At 65.3% G+C, this 20,770-nt stretch carries 16 protein-coding genes; 9 read left to right on the top strand and 7 right to left on the bottom strand.

Annotated features, from left to right (window positions below):
• Together CH275_RS15265 and CH275_RS15270 are read left to right on the top strand one after the other, a co-directional pair.
• Positions 1 to 1,368: a DNA polymerase IV gene (locus CH275_RS15265; protein ID WP_094679139.1), complete on the top strand. Its 1,368-nt coding sequence runs from the start codon at positions 1 to 3 to the stop codon at positions 1,366 to 1,368.
• 198 nt (positions 1,369 to 1,566) lie between these two features.
• Positions 1,567 to 2,055 carry a hypothetical protein gene (locus CH275_RS15270; protein WP_179276169.1) on the top strand — a complete coding sequence of 163 codons (489 nt, stop codon included), beginning with the start codon at positions 1,567 to 1,569 and terminating at the stop codon, positions 2,053 to 2,055.
• A gap of 98 nt (positions 2,056 to 2,153) precedes the next feature.
• On the opposite strand, the gene CH275_RS15275 is transcribed toward CH275_RS15270, so the two are convergent.
• Both CH275_RS15275 and CH275_RS15280 read right to left on the bottom strand, forming a co-directional pair.
• The gene (locus CH275_RS15275) at positions 2,154 to 2,897 is read right to left on the bottom strand and encodes a sensor domain-containing protein (protein WP_094679140.1); all 744 of its coding nucleotides are present in this window, start codon (positions 2,895 to 2,897) and stop codon (positions 2,154 to 2,156) included.
• Entirely contained in the window at positions 2,894 to 3,865 is a 972-nt protein-coding gene (locus tag CH275_RS15280) for a hypothetical protein (RefSeq protein ID WP_256991039.1), read from the bottom strand. The genes CH275_RS15275 and CH275_RS15280 overlap by 4 nt, the downstream gene beginning before the upstream one ends.
• A gap of 71 nt (positions 3,866 to 3,936) precedes the next feature.
• On the opposite strand from CH275_RS15280, the gene lspA reads away from it, so the two are divergent.
• The 4 genes from lspA to dnaE all read left to right on the top strand — a co-directional run bounded on the left by lspA (position 3,937) and on the right by dnaE (position 9,853).
• Positions 3,937 to 4,587, top strand: coding sequence for a signal peptidase II (gene lspA / locus CH275_RS15285; RefSeq protein WP_094679141.1), 651 nt, complete (start codon positions 3,937 to 3,939; stop codon positions 4,585 to 4,587).
• A complete protein-coding gene (locus CH275_RS15290; RefSeq protein WP_032394372.1) occupies positions 4,584 to 5,510 on the top strand; it encodes an RluA family pseudouridine synthase in 927 nt (308 codons plus the stop codon). Before lspA ends, CH275_RS15290 begins: the two co-directional genes overlap by 4 nt.
• The gene (locus tag CH275_RS15295) at positions 5,510 to 6,169 is read left to right on the top strand and encodes a hypothetical protein (RefSeq protein ID WP_094679142.1); all 660 of its coding nucleotides are present in this window, start codon (positions 5,510 to 5,512) and stop codon (positions 6,167 to 6,169) included. Before CH275_RS15290 ends, CH275_RS15295 begins: the two co-directional genes overlap by 1 nt.
• Before the next feature lie 147 nt (positions 6,170 to 6,316).
• Positions 6,317 to 9,853 (top strand): DNA polymerase III subunit alpha, encoded by a 3,537-nt coding sequence (dnaE, locus tag CH275_RS15300; RefSeq protein WP_094679143.1) that lies wholly within the window; start codon positions 6,317 to 6,319, stop codon positions 9,851 to 9,853.
• On the opposite strand, the gene CH275_RS15305 is transcribed toward dnaE, so the two are convergent.
• Positions 9,824 to 10,093 carry a hypothetical protein gene (locus CH275_RS15305; RefSeq protein ID WP_094679144.1) on the bottom strand — a complete coding sequence of 90 codons (270 nt, stop codon included), beginning with the start codon at positions 10,091 to 10,093 and terminating at the stop codon, positions 9,824 to 9,826. The two genes, dnaE and CH275_RS15305, sit on opposite strands and share 30 nt — an antisense overlap.
• A 165-nt stretch (positions 10,094 to 10,258) precedes the next feature.
• On the opposite strand from CH275_RS15305, the gene CH275_RS15310 reads away from it, so the two are divergent.
• Positions 10,259 to 10,693 carry a nitroreductase family deazaflavin-dependent oxidoreductase gene (locus tag CH275_RS15310; RefSeq protein WP_094679306.1) on the top strand — a complete coding sequence of 145 codons (435 nt, stop codon included), beginning with the start codon at positions 10,259 to 10,261 and terminating at the stop codon, positions 10,691 to 10,693.
• A 69-nt stretch (positions 10,694 to 10,762) separates the two neighbouring features.
• The gene (gene ilvA, locus CH275_RS15315; RefSeq protein ID WP_094679307.1) at positions 10,763 to 12,118 is read left to right on the top strand and encodes a threonine ammonia-lyase IlvA; all 1,356 of its coding nucleotides are present in this window, start codon (positions 10,763 to 10,765) and stop codon (positions 12,116 to 12,118) included.
• 1 nt (position 12,119) lies between these two features.
• Here the strand turns inward: ilvA and CH275_RS15320 are convergent, their stop codons facing one another.
• Entirely contained in the window at positions 12,120 to 12,644 is a 525-nt protein-coding gene (locus CH275_RS15320; RefSeq protein ID WP_094679145.1) for a TetR/AcrR family transcriptional regulator, read from the bottom strand.
• A 137-nt stretch (positions 12,645 to 12,781) separates the two neighbouring features.
• Here CH275_RS15320 and CH275_RS15325 point away from each other — a divergent pair, with 137 nt between their 5' ends.
• On the top strand, positions 12,782 to 14,329 hold the full coding sequence (locus tag CH275_RS15325) for an MFS transporter (protein WP_094679146.1): 1,548 nt from the start codon (positions 12,782 to 12,784) through the stop codon (positions 14,327 to 14,329).
• Here the strand turns inward: CH275_RS15325 and treZ are convergent.
• Genes treZ through glgX form a run of 3 tightly spaced genes read right to left on the bottom strand, consistent with a single transcriptional unit; the run spans position 14,302 to position 20,732 of the window.
• Positions 14,302 to 16,062, bottom strand: coding sequence for a malto-oligosyltrehalose trehalohydrolase (gene treZ, locus CH275_RS15330; protein ID WP_094679147.1), 1,761 nt, complete (start codon positions 16,060 to 16,062; stop codon positions 14,302 to 14,304). The two genes, CH275_RS15325 and treZ, sit on opposite strands and share 28 nt — an antisense overlap.
• Positions 16,059 to 18,434 (bottom strand): malto-oligosyltrehalose synthase, encoded by a 2,376-nt coding sequence (treY, locus tag CH275_RS15335; RefSeq protein WP_094679148.1) that lies wholly within the window; start codon positions 18,432 to 18,434, stop codon positions 16,059 to 16,061. Before treY ends, treZ begins: the two co-directional genes overlap by 4 nt.
• Before the next feature lie 3 nt (positions 18,435 to 18,437).
• Positions 18,438 to 20,732 carry a glycogen debranching protein GlgX gene (gene glgX / locus CH275_RS15340; RefSeq protein WP_094679149.1) on the bottom strand — a complete coding sequence of 765 codons (2,295 nt, stop codon included), beginning with the start codon at positions 20,730 to 20,732 and terminating at the stop codon, positions 18,438 to 18,440.
• Between the last annotated feature and the right edge of the window lie 38 nt (positions 20,733 to 20,770).

Consider the following 20,770-nt stretch of genomic DNA (forward strand, 5'->3'; position numbering starts at 1 on the left):
ATGTCGAACATCGCCGACGACACCCTGCGGAGTCGCCGATGGGTGCTGCATCTGGACATGGACGCGTTCTTCGCCTCGGCCGAGCAATTGACCAGGCCCACTCTGCGGGGCCGTGCGGTTCTCGTCGGCGGTGCGGGCGGGCGGGGAGTGGTGGCCGGGTGCAGTTACCAGGCCCGCGCGTTCGGGGCGCGTTCGGCGATGCCGATGCATCAGGCTCGCCGACTCGTCGGAGCAGGAGCGGTGGTGCTGCCACCGCGGTTCGTTCTGTACTCGGAGCTGAGCCGTCGGGCCTTCGAGGCACTACGGGGACCGATGCCCGTTCTCGAACAACTGTCGATCGACGAGGCCTTCGGTGAGCCGCTCGAATTGGCCGGAGCGACGGTCGGTGAGGTCGAGCAGTTCTGCGCGGGCCTGCGCGCGCTGATACTCGCCGAGACCGGGCTGGTCGCCTCGATCGGTGCCGGATCGGGAAAACAGATCGCCAAGATCGCGTCGGGCCTGGCCAAACCCGATGGCGTCACCGTCGTCGCTCCTGGAATTCAGGCCGAGCTGATGGCGGCCCTGCCGGTGCGGAAGCTGTGGGGTATCGGACCGGTGGCCGGAGAGCGCTTGCGGCGCTTGGGAATCGATACCATCGGCAAGTTCGTGGCCACGCCGGAGTCGGAAGTGGCATCGATACTCGGGGCCACGATGGGGCCGAGTCTGCATCAGCTGGCGCGAGGAATCGACAATCGCGTGGTGGCCGAGCGGGCCGAGGCAAAGCAGGTCAGCGCCGAAACGACCTTCGCGCAGGATGTCATCTCCCTCGCTCAGCTCCGACCGGCCATCGAGTCCATTGTCAAATCGACTCATCGCCGGTTGCTGAAGGACGGCCGGGGTGCCAGAACCGTGGTGCTCAAACTGCGCAAGTCCGACATGAGCATCATCACCCGATCGGCGACGTTGCCGTACGCGACTGTGGACAAGCAGACCATCGTGGCCACCGCGCAGCGACTGGCGGTCGACCCGGTCGACGTCGGCCCGATCAGGCTGGTCGGGGTCGGCCTGGCCGGGTTGTCGGCGGTACGGCAGGGATCTCTGTTCCCCGAACTCGAACACGAGCCGGTCGTGGATGCGGCAGACGCGACCGAGGAGTCGCCTGCGCCGATCGACGCCGCTGGGGACGTTGTCGTCCCGGAGGGTCCGCGATGGCAGCCGGGCATGGACGTCCGACATCCCGACTTCGGTCACGGCTGGGTACAGGGTGCAGGGCACTCGGTGGTCACCGTCCGATTCGAGACCCGCACCACCGGGCCTGGAATCGCGCGAACCTTCGCCGAATCCGACGAGAACCTGGTCGTTGCCGATGTTCTCGACAGCCTGAAGTGAATGTGGCGGAGCTGAGGAAACTCTGTGAGGTTTCACAGGTATGGGTTCTGGGTTGTGGTTCGACCGATCCGAGCTGACATAGTGGACTCCGGTCCGAGACGACCACTACCCGCAACGACCGACGAGTCACAGAACGATCGAGACGTGACTCAGAGTGAAAAGGACAAGCACTTGAAGCTTCGCAACACCCGACGGGCAATGGTTGCCGGTATCGCCATCGCCGGTGCACTGACCATGACCGCCTGCAGCTCCGGTGGCGGCGACGAGCCGACCGCGACGACGACGACGGCTGTCACCACCTCGGCCTCCACCGCTCCCGAGGGTGGCGCGTACCCGCCCGCACCCACGGTCGAAGAGCTCAACACTCAGCTCATGCGCGGACTCGACCCCAACGTCCCGGTCGAGGAGAAGGCGGCCCTCATCCAGGGCGCGTCCGAGGATCCCGATCTGATCAACCAGGTCGCCGCGGCTGCTGTGGCCAACAACGCTCAGATCGAGATCACCAGCATCGACGACCTCGGCACCGGAGTCCTCAATGCCGGAATCACCATCACGCTCAACGGGCAGGCCAACCCCGGCACGTTCCAGTTCGTCCCCGAGGACGGCGTGTGGAAGCTCTCGAAGGAGAACGCCTGCGGCATCGTTTCGCTCGCGCAGCTGACCAGCCCGGCGTGCCCCGCACCCTGAGTCCTGCCGATCGTCTCTGACCGAACCGGAACTGCCGGTGACATCTTCTCCCGGGGAGATGTCACCGGCAGTTTCGTCGTTCGGAGGTCCGTTCCGACTCAGGCACTCGGCGTGGCCGTTCGGATACGGTCCGCCGCGGCCTCGGCGACCGCGGTGACGGTCGCGGGTTCGAGTCCGCTCTGATCCGAGACGACGATCTGCACGACGGTCGAATCGACCACGGCCACCACGACGTCGGAGATCAACGTGAATCCCTCGCTGCTGGTGGTCAGACGTATCGACGAGGACGCATCGCCGATCTGCGACTGCTCGCGGCCGGCCAACGCGTACTCGACGCTCACCCCGTCGGCATCCGTGCCGGTGAACTCGGTGCACCCGGTCCACGCCTGCTGGACCGAAGCGAATGCCGCCGCGGCCCCGGATGCCTGGTAGCTGGCTGCGTCCTCGTCGATCGACGAGAAGTTCGGCCCCGAGAAGCGGGCCACCGCCGACGATGCCGCGCCGCCGCCTTGCTCCGAGACCGGCGCGAGTACTGCGGCGCACTCGGCCGGGTCGGTACTGGACTTGTCGGGTGAATCGTAGTCGGGAGCCGGGTCCAATCCCAGGTCCTGGACCGGGTCCGGAATCGAGGAGAAGCCGTCCGGGAGGTCGCCCAGAGCCAGCATCGACGCGGTCAGAACGCCGGAGTCGGTGATGGGCGAACCGAGCAGGGGATCGGGAGCGGTGACGGCGGTGGGAACCGGCGCTGGGGCCTGCGACGGCTCGTCCGAGCTGCATCCGGCGGCCGCGGCGATGCAGGCGAGTGACAGTCCGGCCAGTACGCGAGTGGTGCACCGTGTCATCGGGCACCCCAGGTGATCGAGTCTCCGACCGTCTGCCGCAGCACCGTCGTGCTGTCGGGGTCCGTGTACATTTGTTCGCCGCCCGCGGTGATGGATCCACCGACGGGAAGTGGCTGCGTCAGATCGATGTCGAGGGTTCCCGAGCCGGTATAGGTGTACGACGCGATGTTCAGCGTGCCGGAGTTGTCGGGGAGGTTCCACACCGGTGATTCGGGTGTCTGCGTGATCGCGATGTCCACGGTCGCCCGATCGCCGTCGAGTGCTCGGAGCGTGACGGTCGTGCGCTGGTTCAGGGTGATTCCGCTCAGCACCTGCTGATCGACGGTCCACACTGCACCGACACCGATTTCTGCGTCGGGAAAGTCGACGGAGCGATACACCGCGGCGTTGAACGAGCGTTCGATCGCTGCCCTGGCGGTGTCGAGCGCGGCATCGGCCGGAGTGATGTGCAACGCAGTGATCGCTCCGGAATCGGTGGTCGCCAGCCGCGCCGTGGAGCCCTCCGACGCGGACAGCGCGTCGGTCAGACCCTCGTCGGGTGACGTGGCGGCCCCGATGGTCATGTCGATCGACCGTGTCGCCCCGGTCGAGGCGTCGTCTTCCGGTACGGCATCGGCCGTCGATGCGCTCAGGGGCACCGTCAATTCGGGACTGGAGAAGTCCTGCGGCGCACCGTCGTTGATCTGTTGCTGCACGGTGGAGGTGGTCGTGAGGTCGATGTTCTGGGCGTCCGCACCGGCGGTGTCGAAGGCCAGAGTCCGCCGCGGCTCGGTCCCGGGGTTCACCACGGTGGTGGTCGTCGGCGTCACCGCGATGGTCACCTCGTTCGAGGACGGTGTCTGCTCGGGCGAGGGATCGGCATCGGTGCTCGAACATCCGGCCGCCAGAGCCACCGCACAGAATGCGGCGAGCAGACCCGAGCGGACGGTGCGGGAGCGGACGGTGCGGGAGCGATCGGTCGACTTCACGGCCACCAGGCTACTGACAGCCCGCACGGTAGCCGGTATCGCGCGGCACGGATGAGTGTCCGCCGCCGCCGATGCGCCATGATGGACAGGTGATTGAAGACCGCGCCGACGACCCGACACCCGAGACCACCGGTGTCTCGGCACCGAACGAGACCGCGGACCCGCAGGTGACCGATTCCGACAGCGCTGTCGCCGGGCCCGTGAAGCCACTGAAGACTCGATTGCTGATCGCGATCGCGGCGGTGATTCTGCTGTTCGATCTCGTGACCAAAATTCTGGTCGTGCACTTCGTGAAGCCCGGGAGCCCGATCGAAATCTTCGGCGACGTGGTGACGCTGCGGTTGGTGCGCAACCCCGGTGCGGCGTTCTCCATGGCCACCGGCATGACGTGGTTGCTCACGGTGGTGGCCGTCGCCGTCGTCATCGGTGTCATCAAGATCGGTCGGACGCTGCGATCACCGTGGTGGGCGTTGGGGTTGGGTCTGGTTCTCGGCGGCGCACTCGGCAACTTGATAGACCGCTTCTTTCGCGCACCGGGGCCGTTTCAGGGCCACGTCGTCGACTTCGTGTCGGTCGGCTGGTGGCCGGTGTTCAACGTCGCCGACTCGTCCATCGTCTGTGGTGCGATTCTGCTCGTTGTGCTGAGCCTGTTCGGGTTCGAGCCGAACGGCGAACGCGTGACCAAGTCCAAGTCCGATACCCCGGAGAAGGCCGACTCGTGAGGGAATCGCGTTCCATGCCGGTGCCCGACGGCTTGGACGGAATGCGGGTCGATGCCGGGCTCGCCCGGTTGCTGGGGCTCTCGCGTACCGTCGCCGCCACGTTGGCGGAGGAGGGTTCGGTTCTGGTCGATCACGGTGCCGTCGGCAAGTCCGATCGGCTGGCCGCAGGGTCCTGGCTCGAAGTGACATTGCCCGAGCCCGCCCGCGAGTTGACCATCGAAGCGGAGCCGGTGGAGGGGATGGAGATTCTCTATGCCGACGACGACATCGTGGCCGTGGACAAGCCCGTCGGTGTAGCCGCACATGCCAGCGTGGGCTGGACCGGCCCGACCGTCATCGGCGGTCTGGCTGCCGCGGGGTTCCGAATCTCGACTTCGGGTGCACACGAGCGGCAGGGAATCGTGCACCGTCTCGACGTCGGAACGTCCGGGGTGATGGTGGTCGCCACGTCCGAGCGGGCATACACCGTGCTCAAGCGAGCGTTCAAGGCGCGGACCATCGACAAGCGCTATCACGCACTGGTGCAAGGTCATCCGGATCCGAGCAGCGGAACCATCGATGCCCCGATCGGGCGACATGGGAGCAACGACTGGAAATTCGCCGTCCGGGCCGACGGCAAACCCAGCGTCACCCACTACGACACAGTCGAGGCCTTCCAGGCCGCGAGTTTGCTGGACGTGCACCTGGAAACCGGTCGTACACACCAGATTCGAGTGCACTTCTCGGCTCTGCGACACCCGTGCTGTGGGGATCTCACTTACGGGGCCGATCCGCGCCTGGCCGAACGGTTGGGCCTCGAGCGCCAGTGGCTGCATGCACGTTCGCTCGGCTTCGCGCATCCGTCCGACGGCCGCTGGGTGGAGATCGAGAGCAAGTATCCGGCCGACCTCGAACATGCGCTCGAGGTGCTCCGGAAGGCGTGATGCGCGGATTCTCGGGTGTGGTCGGTCTCGTCGCCGCCGCGGCTCTGGTCGTCGGTGGTTCGGCCGTCGTCGGGAACCTGAACCCGCAACGGCAACTGGGTGTCGGTACCGATCGGCTCGGCCCGGACAGCGGTGAGCAGGTGACCGACTACGTGGCCCGTGCCGAGGCGAGCCTGCGCACCGATGATGCCGAACCCCGCTGGGGCTCTGTGTCGTTCGGTCGCGAACTCACGACCGAACAGGCCTATGCCGCGGCGAACGGTGTGCGCATCTCGCAGGTGCTCTTTCGAGTACCTCTCGATCGCGTGCAAACCCCGATACTCACCGTCGGCGTTCCGGGCAGTGAACGGTCGGTATCGAACTCGACCGCACGCGCTGCCGGCCAGATACAGGAATTGTTCGGAGCAGGGGACCGGCAGGCGCAGATAGAGGCCGTCTCGCAGCGCCGGTTGCTGGGCGGATGCGCGTGCGTGGTGACATTGGTGGTGCGGGGCACTGCGGCCGAGCTGAGCGAGGTGGCCGGCCGCGACGAAGTGCGGGCGGTGGAGGCGCTTCCACCCGACGCGGTGTCCGGGAAGTTCGCCGTCGAGCCGTTGCTTCCCGAGTATGTCGACATCGTCGGACCGCTGCCGGACGACGGGCCGATTCCGGCCGAATGAGGGCAACTCCAGTCTCGTTCGTCACACGCGTCACGTCCTCCCAGGACACACCGCCGGCTACGAAAATTCTGTCGGTTCCACCGCTTAGAGTGGGTGCATTCGCGGCTCGTATTTTCGAAAACGCACGACCTTCAGGAGAGAACCTTCGTGGCCGATTCGTTCGTTCATCTGCACAACCACACCGAATATTCGATGCTCGACGGTGCCGCCAAGATCGGGGCCATGTTCGCCGAGGCGGCGCGGTTGGAGATGACGGCGGTCGGCATGACCGACCACGGCAACATGTACGGAGCCAGCGAGTTCTACAACGAGGCCAAGAAGGCCGGCATCAAGCCGATCATCGGCATCGAGGCCTACATCGCCCCCGAATCCCGGTTCAACAAGAAGCGCGTGCTGTGGGGCGATCGGAGCCAGAAGTCCGACGACGTCTCCGGTAGTGGTGCCTACACGCACATGACGATGGTCGCCGAGAACGCCACCGGTGTCCGGAACCTGTTCAAACTGTCCTCGCTCGCGTCCATCGAGGGCCAGCTGGGCAAGTGGGCCCGCATGGACGAGGAGATCATCGCCCAGCACGCCGAGGGCATCATCGCCACCACCGGCTGCCCGTCCGGCGAGGTACAGACTCGGCTCCGGCTCGGCCAGGAGCGTGAGGCGCTCGAAGCTGCAGCCAAGTGGCAGGAGATCTGGGGACCGGACAACTTCTTCCTCGAACTGATGGACCACGGCCTGTCCATCGAGCGACGCGTCCGCGAAGGTCTGCTCGACATCGGCAAGAAGCTCTCCATCCCGCCGCTGGCCACCAACGATTGCCACTACGTCACCAAGGACGCCGCCGAGAACCACGAGGCGCTGCTGTGCATTCAGACAGGTAAGACGCTCAGCGATCCCACTCGCTTCAAGTTCGACGGAGACGGTTACTACCTCAAGTCCGCCGCGGAGATGCGCGAGCTGTGGGACGACCAGGTGCCCGGTGCCTGCGACAGCACACTGCTCATCGCCGAGCGGGTGCAGCCCTACGACGAGGTGTGGGCACACCGAGACCGGATGCCGATCTTCCCGGTTCCCGAGGGCCACACTCAGGGCACGTGGCTGCGCCACGAGGTCATGACCGGTCTCGATCGTCGATTCCCGGACGGCCCGGCCGAGGATTACCTCGCGCGAGCCGAGTACGAGATCAAGGTCATCCTCGAGATGGGCTTCCCGGCCTACTTCCTCGTGGTCGGCGACCTGATCAACCACGCCAAAGCTGTCGGCATCCGCGTCGGTCCCGGCCGCGGCTCCGCCGCCGGATCGCTGGTCGCCTACGCCATGGGAATCACCAACATCGACCCGCTGCCGCACGGACTGCTGTTCGAGCGATTCCTCAACCCCGAACGCGTGTCGATGCCCGATATCGATATCGACTTCGACGATCGCCGCCGCGGTGAGATGGTGCGCTACGCCACCGAGAAGTGGGGCAGCGATCGTGTCGCCCAGGTGATCACCTTCGGCACCATCAAGACCAAGGCGGCCATCAAGGACTCCGCGCGAGTGCAGTTCGGCCAGCCCGGTTTCGGGATCGCCGATCAGATCACCAAGGCGCTGCCGCCGCCCATCATGGCCAAGGACATCTCGGTAGCGGGTATCACCGATCCGTCGCACGAGCGCTACAAGGAGGCCGTCGAGGTCCGTGCGCTCATCGATTCGAACCCCGATGTCGCGACGATCTACAAGACGGCCAAGGGCCTCGAAGGTCTGATCCGTAACGCAGGCGTGCACGCCTGCGCGGTCATCATGTCCTCGGAGCCGCTCACCGACGCCATTCCGGTGTGGAAGCGCGCACAGGACGGCGCGATCATCACCGGCTGGGACTACCCGTCGTGCGAAGCCATCGGTCTCCTCAAGATGGACTTCCTCGGTCTGCGCAACCTCACCGTCATCGGTGACGCGATCGACAACATCAAGGCGAACCGCGGGATCGAGATCGACCTCGACGCACTTCCGCTCGACGATCCGGCCACCTTCGACCTGCTTTCTCGCGGAGACACTCTCGGCGTCTTCCAGCTCGACGGCAGCGCCATGCGAGACCTGCTGCGCCGCATGCAGCCCACCGGCTTCGAGGACATCGTCGCCGTTCTTGCTCTGTACCGCCCTGGTCCCATGGGCATGAACTCGCACAACGATTACGCCGACCGCAAGAACGGTAGGCAAGAGGTCAAGCCGATTCACCCCGAGCTCGAAGAGCCACTCAAGGTGATTCTCGGTGAGACGTACGGCCTGGTGGTCTACCAGGAGCAGATCATGCAGCTCGCGCAGAAGGTCGCCGGGTACACCCTCGGCCAGGCCGACCTACTGCGTCGCGCCATGGGTAAGAAGAAGCTCTCCGAGCTCGAGAAGGCGTACGCCGGGTTCCGGCAGGGCATGTTGGACAACGATTTCTCCGAGGCCGCCATCAAGGCCTTGTGGGACACCGTGCTGCCGTTCGCCGGCTACGCGTTCAACAAGTCGCACTCCGCGGGCTACGGCCTGGTGTCGTACTGGACGGCGTACCTCAAGGCGAACTACCCGGCCGAGTACATGGCAGGCCTGCTCACCAGTGTCGGCGACGACAAGGACAAGGCCGCGATCTACCTGGCCGACTGCCGCAAGCTCGGCATCACCGTGCTGCCTCCCGACGTCAACGAATCCGAGCTGAACTTCGCGTCGGTCGGCAAGGACATCCGGTTCGGGCTCGGTGCGGTGAGGAACGTGGGCACCAACGTTGTTGCCTCGATCATCAGGGCGCGATCGGAGAAGTCGAAGTACACCGATTTCTCGGACTACCTGGGCAAGATCGACGCAATTGCCTGCAGCAAGAAGGTCACCGAATCCCTCATCAAGGCAGGCGCTTTCGACTCGCTCGACCATCCGCGCAAGGGTCTGATGCTCATTCATGCCGACGCGATCGACGCGGTGATGGGCACGAAGAAGGCCGAGGCGATAGGTCAATTCGATCTGTTCGGTGGCGAGGACGCCGACGAGTCCATCTCCGCGGTCTTCAACGTTCGAGTGCCGGACGAGGAGTGGGAATCCAAGCACCGGCTCGCCCTCGAACGCGAGATGCTCGGCCTGTACGTCTCCGGCCATCCGCTCCTGGGAGTCGAGCACATGCTGGCCTCGAAGTCCGACTGCAACATTCCGACCATTCTGGAAGGTGACATCAAGGACGGCACTCAGGTCACCGTCGGCGGAATTCTGGCCTCGGTCAACCGGCGGATCAACAAGAACGGTCTGACGTGGGCATCGGCTCAGCTCGAGGACCTGGCCGGTGGTATCGAAGTGCTGTTCTTCCCGCAGGCGTACTCGGTGTTCGGTGCCGATGTGACCGAGGACTCGGTGGTACTCGTCAAGGGTCGGGTGTCGGTACGTGACGATCGAGTCTCGCTCATCGCCAACGATCTGGCGGTGCCCGATCTGTCGATGGTGGGAATCGACAAGCCGCTCGCGGTCAGTCTGCCGACGCGACTGTGCACGGCGGACAAGGTCGGTGCCCTCAAACGGGTGCTGTCGAGTCACCCGGGAACCTCGGATGTGCACCTTCGGCTGGTGAGCGGAGACAAGATCACCACGATGAAGCTGGACGACAGCCTGCGCGTCACGCCGACGTCGGCGTTGATGGGAGACCTGAAGGCGCTACTGGGACCCGGCTGCCTGACGGGGTGACGCAGGCGCGGTCGGGTGCAGCTCGGTCAGGCGCAACGTCCACCAGGCCGCCACGGCAACTGCGGCACCGGCGAGTACCGCTGCGTGCAGCGAGCCGGCGATGACGAGGGTCGCGAAAAACACGAACGATCCCAGCGCGAGGGCTTCGAGTTTGTAGACCGGCCACGCGATGCCTGCAACATCGACGCTGCGCAGGGCAGCGGTGGGTCGATGGCTCACCCGGGTGCTCGTGAAGGTCATCGTGTTCTCCTCTGCTGCGCCCGGTCCGGTGACTGTTCGGCTGTCCGGCGGGCGAAGTTCAGACTATACCCATCGAAAGATTCGGTCCACCGAACTTGGCATCCGGACCAGGCAATGTGGCCGATCCCGTGGCGTCACGCGCACGAGAGGTGTTCACTGAAAGTCATGCCATTGACAGGAGAATACGAACCGAGTTCATCCGACTGGGCCCGTGAGCAGGCCGAGCGGTACGAGAACTCCGGCGGGACCGAAGGCACGACGATGAACGGGATGCCCGTCGTGCTGCTGACCACCAAGGGGAACAAGAGCGGCAAGCTGCGCAAGTCGCCGTTGATGAGAGTGGAGCACGACGGCGAGTACGCCATCGTGGCCTCGCTGGGCGGAGCACCCAAGCACCCGGTCTGGTACCACAACGTCAAAGCCGAGCCACTCGTCGAGTTGCAGGACGGAACCGAGAAGCACGACTACGTCGCTCGCGAGGTGACCGGCGACGAGAAAGCCGTGTGGTGGGAACGCTCGGTCGCGGCCTACCCCGATTACGCGGAGTACCAGAAGAAGACCGATCGCGAGATCCCGGTGTTCGTTCTCGCGCGCGTCTGAACAGGATCCATCGGTCCGTGGAACGGTCCCGAGTGGGGGGCCGTTCCACGCTGGTGGCAGCATGTGCTGGTGTCTTCATCCCCTGACCTCGCCTCTCAGCACCCATCGTCGGTAGCCGTCACCGCTGCCGACATCGATGCCGCTGCGGTGCGAATTTCGTCGGTGGTGGCCGCAACACCCCTGCAATTGTGCGAGCGGTTGTCGGCGGAGACCGGCGCACAGGTGTACCTCAAGCGCGAAGACCTGCAGATCGTGCGGTCGTACAAAATTCGTGGTGCCTACAACCTGATGGACCAGCTGACCGACGCCGAGCGGGATGTCGGAGTAGTCACCGCGAGCGCAGGCAACCACGCTCAGGGAGTGGCGTTCGCGTGTCGTTCGATGCAGGTGCACGGTCGCATCTACGTTCCGGCGAACACCCCCAAGCAGAAACGCGACCGAATCCGAGTGCACGGCGGTGACTTCGTCGATCTCATCGTCATCGGCGACACGTTCGATGCTGCGGCAGCTGCCGCAGCCGAGGATGTGGCCCGTACCGGTGCCACCATGGTGCCGCCGTTCGACGATCCGCGAACCGTGGCCGGTCAGGGCACCATTGCAGCCGAGATGATCGATCAGCTCGGCGGTGCACCCGATGTCGTCGTGATGCCCGTCGGCGGAGGCGGATGCATCGCCGGCATCTCGAGCTACCTGCGTGAGCGCGCACCGCAGGCGTCCCTGGTGGGTGTCGAACCCTCCGGGGCCGCGTCGATGACCGCTGCTCTGATCGCCGGTGGTCCGGTGACTCTCTCGGAGATCGATCCGTTCGTCGACGGAGCTGCCGTCCGGCGGATCGGGGACGTGCCGTATGCGGCGCTGCAGTCTCTGGGCGCGACGGTGGTCTCGCATGCGTCGTTGCCGCTGATCACCGCGCCCGTGTTCGACAGTTCCGGCCCCGGTGCATTCCTGATCACCCAGATCGACGAGGGCGCGGTCTGTACAGCGATGCTCGACCTCTACCAGAACGAGGGCGTGATCGCCGAGCCTGCGGGCGCGCTGGCCGTTGCGGCGCTCGAGCATCTCGACATAGCGCCGGGAAGCACCGTCGTGTGCTTGGTGTCCGGCGGCAACAACGATGTCTCTCGGTACGGCGAAATCCTCGAGCGATCGCTCGTTCATCTGGGCCTCAAGCACTACTTTCTCGTGGACTTTCCGCAGGAGCCCGGCGCACTGCGTCGTTTTCTCGACGAGGTGCTCGGGCCCGAGGACGACATCACCCTGTTCGAGTACGTCAAGCGCAACAACCGCGAGACCGGCGCCGCGCTCGTCGGTATTCAACTCGGCGCAGCGGACGGCCTTTCTTCCCTACTCGAACGGATGCGGTCTTCGCACCTGCAGGTGGAGCAGTTGGAGCCGGGTTCGCCGGTGTACCGGTACTTGACCTGAGTCAGCGACCGAGCAAGCGGTCGACGACGCGCTTGTGCAGTTCGGGGTCGACTGCCGGCAGGTCGAGCACGGCACCGAGGTAGATTCCGTCGCCGACGAGCCGGATGATCTCGGCCTGGACCGGATCGTCGATTTCGGTGCGCAGGCCCTCGTCCCACTGCTGCATCATGTCGATGACGGCGTCCTGCACCTCGCCCGAGTTCCCGTCGACACTGCGCAGTGCCGCGAGCGTGGAGCGATACAGGGCGATTTCCTTGTCCGAAATGGAATCGGGTGGCTGCAGATACCACTCCGCCACAGACGTGCCACCCTCCGCAGCGTCAGCACGCTGTCGATCGGCCTGAACGGCGAGCCGCCGGACCATGGCCGCTACCAGAGCGTCCTTGGTCTTGAAGTGATACAGCAGGCCGCCCTTCGATACCCCAGCGGCGGCGGCGACGCTGTCCAGAGTCACTTTTGTCATGCCGTGTTCGAGGAGCAGCGTCTCGAGTGAATCCAAGATTCGGTCGCGGGTGTCCGATGACATGGAATTCACTTTACCGGCTGGACGGTTCGCGGTACTCTCAATCACTGTACCGGCTGGACGGTTGGTACTCGGAGGCGATACGGACCCGGCCAACGCCGGCGCACCGGGCGCAGAACGTAGGAGATGTAGTGAGTGACATGCGCACCGGTTCGGTGCACGAGGTAGCCGGGGGATACGAGCAGCGAGCGACCCCGCGGGACTGGCTCGGTTTGGTGGTACTGGCGTTCGCCGTGTTGCTCATCGCTGTCGACGGCACTGTCCTCGACCTGGCGCTGCCGTTCATCAGTTCGGACTTGGCACCGACCAGCAACCAGTTGCTGTGGATCATCGATGTCTACTCGTTCGTGCTGGCCGGCCTGCTCATCACCATGGGCACGCTCGGCGACCGCATCGGCCGTCGCCGATTGCTGCTGATCGGTGCCGCGGGCTTCGGTATCGCCTCACTGGTCGCTGCCGTCTCGACCAGCGCAGAAATGCTGATCGCCGCTCGGGTCCTGCAGGGTATTTCCGGCGCAACCCTGATGCCCGCCACACTCGGCCTGATCCGGACCATCTTCCTGAACCCGCGTCAGCGTGTCGCCGCGATCGGCGTGTGGGGCGCGATGGCCGGTGGCGGCGCTGCGGCCGGTCCTCTCGTCGGCGGCTGGCTGCTCGAGCACTTCTGGTGGGGATCGGTGTTTCTCATCAACATCCCCGTGATGCTCGCGTTGATCGCGCTCGGGCCGCTGGTGATTCCCGAGTCGAAGGACCCGAATCCGGGCCGCTTCGACCTGACGAGCTCGGCGCTGTCGATGCTCGCCATCGTGCCCGTGGTGTTCGCGGTGAAAGAAACTGCAGCACACGGATTCGACGTGGTGTACCTGCTGTCCGCTGTTATCGGTGTGATCGCCGGATACGTGTTCGTGCGACGTCAGCGAACTCTCGCGGCCCCGATGATCGACCTGAGACTCTTCGCGAACCGCGCGTTCTCGACGGGCGTCGCGACGAACTTCCTGTCGGTGTTCGCCCTGGCCGGGGTGTTGTTCTTCGGTTCGCAGTACCTGCAGCTCGTGCTCGGTAACAGCCCGCTCGAGGCGGGTCTGCTGCTGCTGCCAGGTACCGCCGCCAGCATCGTCACCTCGCTACTGGTTGCGGTCCTGCTTCGATACTTCAGTGCCGGAACGGTTCTCGGTGTCGCGATGTTCGTCGGTGCCTCGGGTGCCGGGCTCCTCGTCGGCCTCGCGACCGACAGCGGCCCGGGCTTGTTCATTGCCGGGTTCGTCCTCGTGGGGGCCGGTGTCGGTGTCGCGCTGACGCTGACCTCCGAGCTGGTGGTCAGCGCTGTGGAACCCGAACGAGCGGGAGCGGCGTCGGCAGTGTCGGAAACCGCGTACGAGCTGGGCATCGCCTTGGGCGTCGCGATCCTCGGTACTGTCGTCATGGCCATCTTCCGTCGCGGCATCGACGTCAGCGGGCTGCCCCTCGAGGTGGGGGCACAGGCAGGGGAGACCCTCGGTGGCGCGGACGCAGTGGCCCGTGATCTACCGGAGTCGGTGGCGACGGTCCTGATGGACTCCGCGCATGCTGCGTTCGTATCCGGCATGCACGTCGCGGCCGTCGCCACCGCGGTGGTACTGGCAGTCACCGCCGTATTCGTCCTGGTCAATCTGCGTGAGCGTCAGGACTCCAGCACGGCAAAGGAGTGACCGGGAACCGTTGTGGCGGAGCCGGTCTCATCCGAGGTCGTCGGCTCCCACTCGAGTAGTGCGGAGCCGCCGACCGGCACCGTCACAGCGGAATCGGAGAGGTTGCACACCACGCCGATGCGGCCGCGGCGAACGACGATCCACTTCGCGTCCTCGTCGTACTCCACCTTGACGTGGTCGAGCCAGGGATCGGTCAGCTCGCTCCGGTCGCGCCGCAGCCTCAGCAGATCGCGGTAGACGCCGAACAGTCGTGCGTGATCGCCGTCGCCCACCTCCGACCAATTCAGCTTCGACCGCGTGAACGTCTCGGGATCCTGCGGATCGGGGATATCGCTCTTGTCCCAACCGTGCTCGGCGAACTCCGCTTTGCGCCCCTCAGCGGTGGCCTTGCCCAGCTCGGGCTCGGGGTGCGAGGTGAAGAACTGGAACGGTGTCGACGCTCCCCATTCCTCGCCCATGAACAGCATCGGAGTGTAGGGCGAGGTCAGCACCAGGGCGGCCTTGATCGCGAGCTGGCCGGGCGAGAGGTAGAAGCCCGGACGGTCGCCGATCGCGCGGTTGCCCACCTGGTCGTGTGTGGTCGTGTAGGTCACCAGGGAACTGGCCGGGATACGCCGGGTGTCCAGTGGGCGTCCATGGATGCGTCCGCGGAAGCTCGAGTACGTTCCGGCATGAAAGAACCCCTGCCGCAGCGTGTTCGCCAATCCCTGCAGCGAACCGAAATCGCCGTAGTAGCCCTGCCGCTCACCGGAGACGGCCGCGTGGATCGCGTGGTGAATGTCGTCGTCCCACTGCGCGTCGAGTCCGTAGCCGCCACCCGACCGTGCCGTGATCAGTGACGGGTCGTTGAGGTCGCTCTCGGCGATCAGGGTCAGTGGACGGCCGAGATGCGCTGACAGGGTACGGGTTTCGATCGAGAGCTGCTCGAGTAGATGCACCGCGGTGTGATCGACAATTGCGTGTACTGCATCGAGGCGCAACGCGTCGATGTGGAACTCGGAGAACCAACGCAGCGCGTTGTCCAGGGCATAGCGCCGAACCTCGCCCGAGTCGGCCTCGGCATAGTTGATGGCTTGGCCCCAGCTGTTGGCCCCCTCGGTCATGTACGGGCCGAAGCGGTCGAGATAGTTGCCCGACGGGCCGAGGTGGTTGTAGACCACGTCGAGCACGACCCCGATGCCGCGGCCATGGCAGGCATCGACCAAGCGCTGCAACCCTTCCGGGCCGCCGTACGCCTCGTGCACCGTGTACCAGAGCACACCGTCGTAGCCCCAGTTGTGCTCGCCGTTGAACCCGTTGACCGGCATGACCTCGACGAAGGAGACTCCGAGATCGACGAGGTGATCGAGCTTGGTGATGGCTGCGTCGAACGTGCCCTCGTCGGTGAACGTGCCGATGTGGAGCTCGTAGATCGACGAGCCGGGCAGTTGTCGTCCGGTCCAGGCCGCGTCGGTCCACAGCGTGGCATCGACGTCGAAGACCTGCGACAGCTCGTGTACGCCGTCGGGCTGCCGCGGCGACCGCGGATCCGGCAGCGCCTTGTCTGCGTCGTCGAGCAGGAAGCCGTATCGAGAGTTCGGTGCGGCGTCGACGTCGGCGTGCCACCATCCGTTCGGGGAGCGCTGCATCGGGTGCGCCGTGTCGTCGAGTTGGAGGCGGACCGTCTCGGGGGTCGGTGCCCAGACCTGGAATCGTCGTGTCTTCGCCGAAGAGGTCGCTGCTGTCGATGTCACTGTGTCACCGCTTCTTCGTTGTCGCGCACCAGGAGTGCGACCGGGAGTGAGGCGAACACCTCGGCCACCGAGACGGTGCCCGTGTGTTCGGAGTCGGTGATGCGATCGCGCCAGTGGCCGTCGGGCAGGGTCAGTGTTGTCTCGCCCCAACCCTTCTCGGCCAGTCCGAGCGAGAGTCTGGTGGCCAGTGCGATCACGTCGGCGTTTCCGGGAACCGGTCCGCGCGCAAATCCGACGAGGTGCTCGGCCGCGGAACCGTCCGCGACGACCGGCGCGTAGGTGCCGCCGACGAAGCTCTCCGGCCGCTCGCGTCGCACGTGCAGCGCGGAGCGAACGACGGCCAGCTTCGCTGCACCGGTGTCGAGCGAGAGCGTGCCGGTGCTCGACGCTGCGAGCATCGATCGACGCATCGAGTAGTCGACGGGCCTGCGATTGTCGGGGTCGACAAGCGAGTCCTCCCACAGCTCGGTGCCCTGATACACATCGGGGATACCGGGGCCGGCCAGGTTCAACAACTTCTGACCCAGAGCGTCGGAATGGCCGTGAGGTGCCAGCTTGTCGACCAACATCGTCATCGACCGAGCGACGGCACCATCGAAGATGGCGTCGAGCCAACCGTGTACTGCGGACTCGAACTCCTCGTCCGGTGCGGTCCACGTCGTGCGCAGGGCGGCCTCGCGAATTGCCTTCTCGGCGTATGCATGCACGCGCTCCCGCAGCGTGGAGGTGATCACTCCGTCGGCCGGCCAAACGCCGAACAGGTTCTGCCACAGGAACATTCCGGTTGTACCGTCCGGGCTGGGGGCCAGCTCTTCCCAGTCGGTGATGCAGCGAGCCCACAATTCGGGAGTCTGCGACAGCACGCCGATGCGCGCCCGCACGTCCTCGCCGCGCTTGGTGTCGTGGGTGGAGAGCGTGGTCATCGCAGCCGGCCAACGACGGGCTCGATCGGCATTGGTCAGGTGGTAATACGCTGTGCTGCAACCGAAGCGACTCGGATCGCCGCCGACCTCCTGCAGCGAGATGAGCCGGTTGGCGCGATAGAACAGGCAGTCCTCGACGCCCTTGGCGGTGACGGCACCGCACACCTGATCGAACCGCACCGGAGATTCGGAGCCCGTGACGAGGGCGGTTGCCAGCGCGCCCAGGCCGGCGGTCAGCTCCGGCTGCTCCTCGCCGATAGCAGCGATCACGCCTGGCAACACACCCGCGAGCGGTGCGTAGTCGGTTCGGTACACCGGCACTGCCGCCACGACGGCGACGATCGAGTCGATGACGGATTCGAGTGCGACGGTCGTGCCGGACTCGCGTACGACGGCCCGGGCGAGGCGTCGCACCTCGGGGGACAGGTCGCCGCGCGCAACGGCGGTCTTGAGATCCAACTCTGTTTCGTGCAGCGTCTCGGCGTCGTAGGCGATGCCCGAGCGCACCTGCGACAGAGCAGTGAGCGCATGGATGCCCTCAGGGTCGACGAACACCCCGCCGACCGCGGCCAATGCGTCGTATCCGGTCGTTCCGTCGACGGGGAGTGATTCGTCCAATGGCTCGCCGTCGGCCAGAATTTTCTCGATGACCAGCCATCGGTCGGGTCCGAGCAGTCCGCGTAGCTCCGTGAGGTAGCCGGCGGGATCGGCCAAACCGTCGGGGTGGTCGACGCGAAGCCCGTCGATCAGATCGTCCTCGATCCAACTGGCGACCTGACGATGGGAGTCGGTGAAGACGTCGAGGTCTTCCTGCCGAATTCCGGCCAGACCGTTCACCGAGAAGAACCGCCGGTACCCGATCAGCCCGTCGGACCAACTCACCAGGCGGTAGGCCTGACGGTCGTGCACGGTCTGCGCATCGTCGCCGTCGGTACCTTCGGCGATGGGGAAGCGGTGCTCGTAGAACGCGAGCAGCGGCTCGTCCTCGGAGCGGTCGACGGTCAGCTCGCCGACATCGCTCGCGCTACCGAGAACGGGGATGGCGATTTTCCCGTCGACTCCGTTGTCGGCTCCGAAGTCGATGTCGAAGTACGTCGCGTACTCGGAGTCGCGGCCGCGGCGCAGTACGTCCCACCACCATGCGTTCTGTCGTGGGTCCTCGACTCCGACGTGGTTGGGCACGATGTCGACGATGATCCCCATGCCCAGTTCGGCGGCACGAGAATGCAACCGAGTCAATGCTTCTCGGCCTCCCAGCGCGGCCGAGACCGTGGAGGTGTCGGTGACGTCGTATCCGTGAGTCGAGCCCTCGGTCGCAGTCAGGATCGGTGACAGGTAGAGGTGCGTGACCCCGAGGTCGTGCAGGTAGTCGACCACGTCGGAGGCGTCGGCCAGGGTGAAGGCATCGCCCCGCAGTTGTAACCGGTATGTACTGGTGGGCAGCGGCATGTGTCAGGCAGTCTTTCGTAGAACGAGTAGGGAACGAGCGGTGACCTCCACCGGTGTACCCGCTTCGATCGTTTTCTCACTTGTCCCGGTTCGCGACGCGGTGTTCAGCGCTACCGTCCACTCCTTGGCGTAGTTCCCGTCCGGGGTCACGAACTCGATGGTTTCGTGATGTGCGTTGAAGCACAACAGGAACGAGTCGTCCACCACGCGCTCGCCGCGTTGATTCGGTTCCGGGATTCCCTCACCGTTGAGAAACACCGTCAGTGACTTGCCGAATCCGCTGTCCCAGTCCTCGGGAGTCATTTCCTCGCCCGCGGGGGTGAGCCAGGCGATGTCTCGTGCCTGCTCGCCGGTTCGAATGGGGCGGCCCTCGAAGAATCGTCGACGCCGGAACACCGGGTGTTCGGCGCGCAGCGCGATGGCGTTGCGGGTGAACTCGATGAGTTCGGCGTTCTTCTCCGCCAGCGACCAGTCCATCCACGCCAGTTCGGAGTCCTGGCAGTAGACGTTGTTGTTGCCCTGCTGAGTTCGCGCCATCTCGTCGCCGTGGGCGATCATCGGCGTTCCCTGGCTCAGGAGCAGCGTTGCCATGATGTTGCGGATCTGGCGGGCACGCAGATCCAGGATCTCCGGATCGTCGGTCGGTCCCTCGACGCCACAGTTCCACGAGCGGTTGTGGCTCTCGCCGTCGTTGTTGCCCTCGCCGTTGGCTTCGTTGTGCTTGTCGTTGTACGAGACCAGGTCGTTGAGGGTGAACCCGTCGTGTGCGATGACGAAGTTGATGCTGGCTCCGGGACGACGACCGTTCGACTCGTACAGATCCGAGGATCCGGTCAGCCTCGACGCGAACTCGCCCAGCGTCGCGGGCTCCCCGCGCCAGTAGTCGCGCACGGTGTCGCGGTACTTGCCGTTCCACTCCGTCCACAGCCCCGGGAAGTTGCCGACCTGGTAGCCGCCCTCACCGATGTCCCAGGGCTCGGCGATCAGTTTCACCTGGCTGACGACCGGATCCTGCTGGACCAGATCGAAGAATGCACTGAGTCGGTCGACGTCGTGCAGTTCGCGCGCCAGGGTGGACGCGAGGTCGAATCGAAAGCCGTCGACGTGCATCTCGGTGACCCAGTAGCGCAGCGAGTCCATGATGAGCTGCAGCGTGTGCGGGTGTCGTGCGTTGAGACTGTTGCCGGTGCCGGTGTAGTCCATGTAATGCTCGAGGTCGCCGTCGACCAGACGGTAGTACGCGGCGTTGTCGATGCCACGGAAGCTGATGGTCGGGCCCATGTGGTTGCCCTCGGCGGTGTGGTTGTAGACCACGTCGAGGATCACCTCGATGCCGGCTGCGTGGAACGAACGAACCATGGCCTTGAACTCGGTGACGGCGGCACCGGGAGACTGCAGCGACGAGTACTCGGCATGCGGGGCGAGGAAGCCGAATGTGTTGTATCCCCAGTAGTTTCGCAGTCCTTTGTCCAGCAGAACCTGATCCTGCATGAACTGGTGCACCGGCATCAGTTCGATCGCCGTGACTCCGAGGTGGTTGAGGTGATCGATGATCGCCGGATGCGCCAGGCCGGCGTAGGTGCCGCGCTCGGCCTCGGGGATGTCGGGATGGTTGATCGTCATACCCTTGACGTGGGCCTCGTAGATCACCGTCTCGTGGTACGGGCGCTTGGGGGCTCGATCGGCCTGCCAGTCGAAGAACGGGTTGATCACGACGGTCGTCATCGTGTGTCCGAGCGAATCATGCTGCGGGAAGTCGTTGTTCGGCACGTCGTCGTGCGCGATGGGAGCTTCCTCGATGATCTCGTCGTCGGGATCGGCGAGGTCGGCGGCGTCCTCGAACGGTTCCTCGGCGTCGAGCGAGTCATCGGGTGCGTCCGCCTGGGCATCGGCTTCGGGTTCCGGGTTCGGGGCAGGGGTGTCCATGTTGTACGAGAACAGCGAGCGGTCACCGTCGAACGAACCCTGGAACGCCTTGCCGTACGGATCGACGAGCAACTTGCTCGGATCGCAGCGGTGTCCGGCGGCCGGATCCCACGGGCCGTGCACTCGGTATCCGTAGCGCTGACCCGGCACCACCGTGGGGAGATATGCATGCCAGACGTAGCCGTCCGATTCCTCGAAACGGATTCGGGTCTCGGTGCCGTCCTCGGCGATCAGGCACAGGTCCACTGCTTCTGCGACCTCGGAAAACAAGGCGAAATTGGTTCCTGCTCCGTCGTAGGTCGCTCCCAGCGGATAAGCGGATCCCGGCCATACGGCGATGGCAGGCGTGTCGTCGGAGGCTTCGTGCAGCATGGATCAACCCTACTGTGGCCGATAGGCCCGGGCTTACC

This window comes from Rhodococcus sp. 06-235-1A, from assembly GCF_002258785.1.
Taxonomy (GTDB): domain Bacteria; phylum Actinomycetota; class Actinomycetes; order Mycobacteriales; family Mycobacteriaceae; genus Rhodococcoides.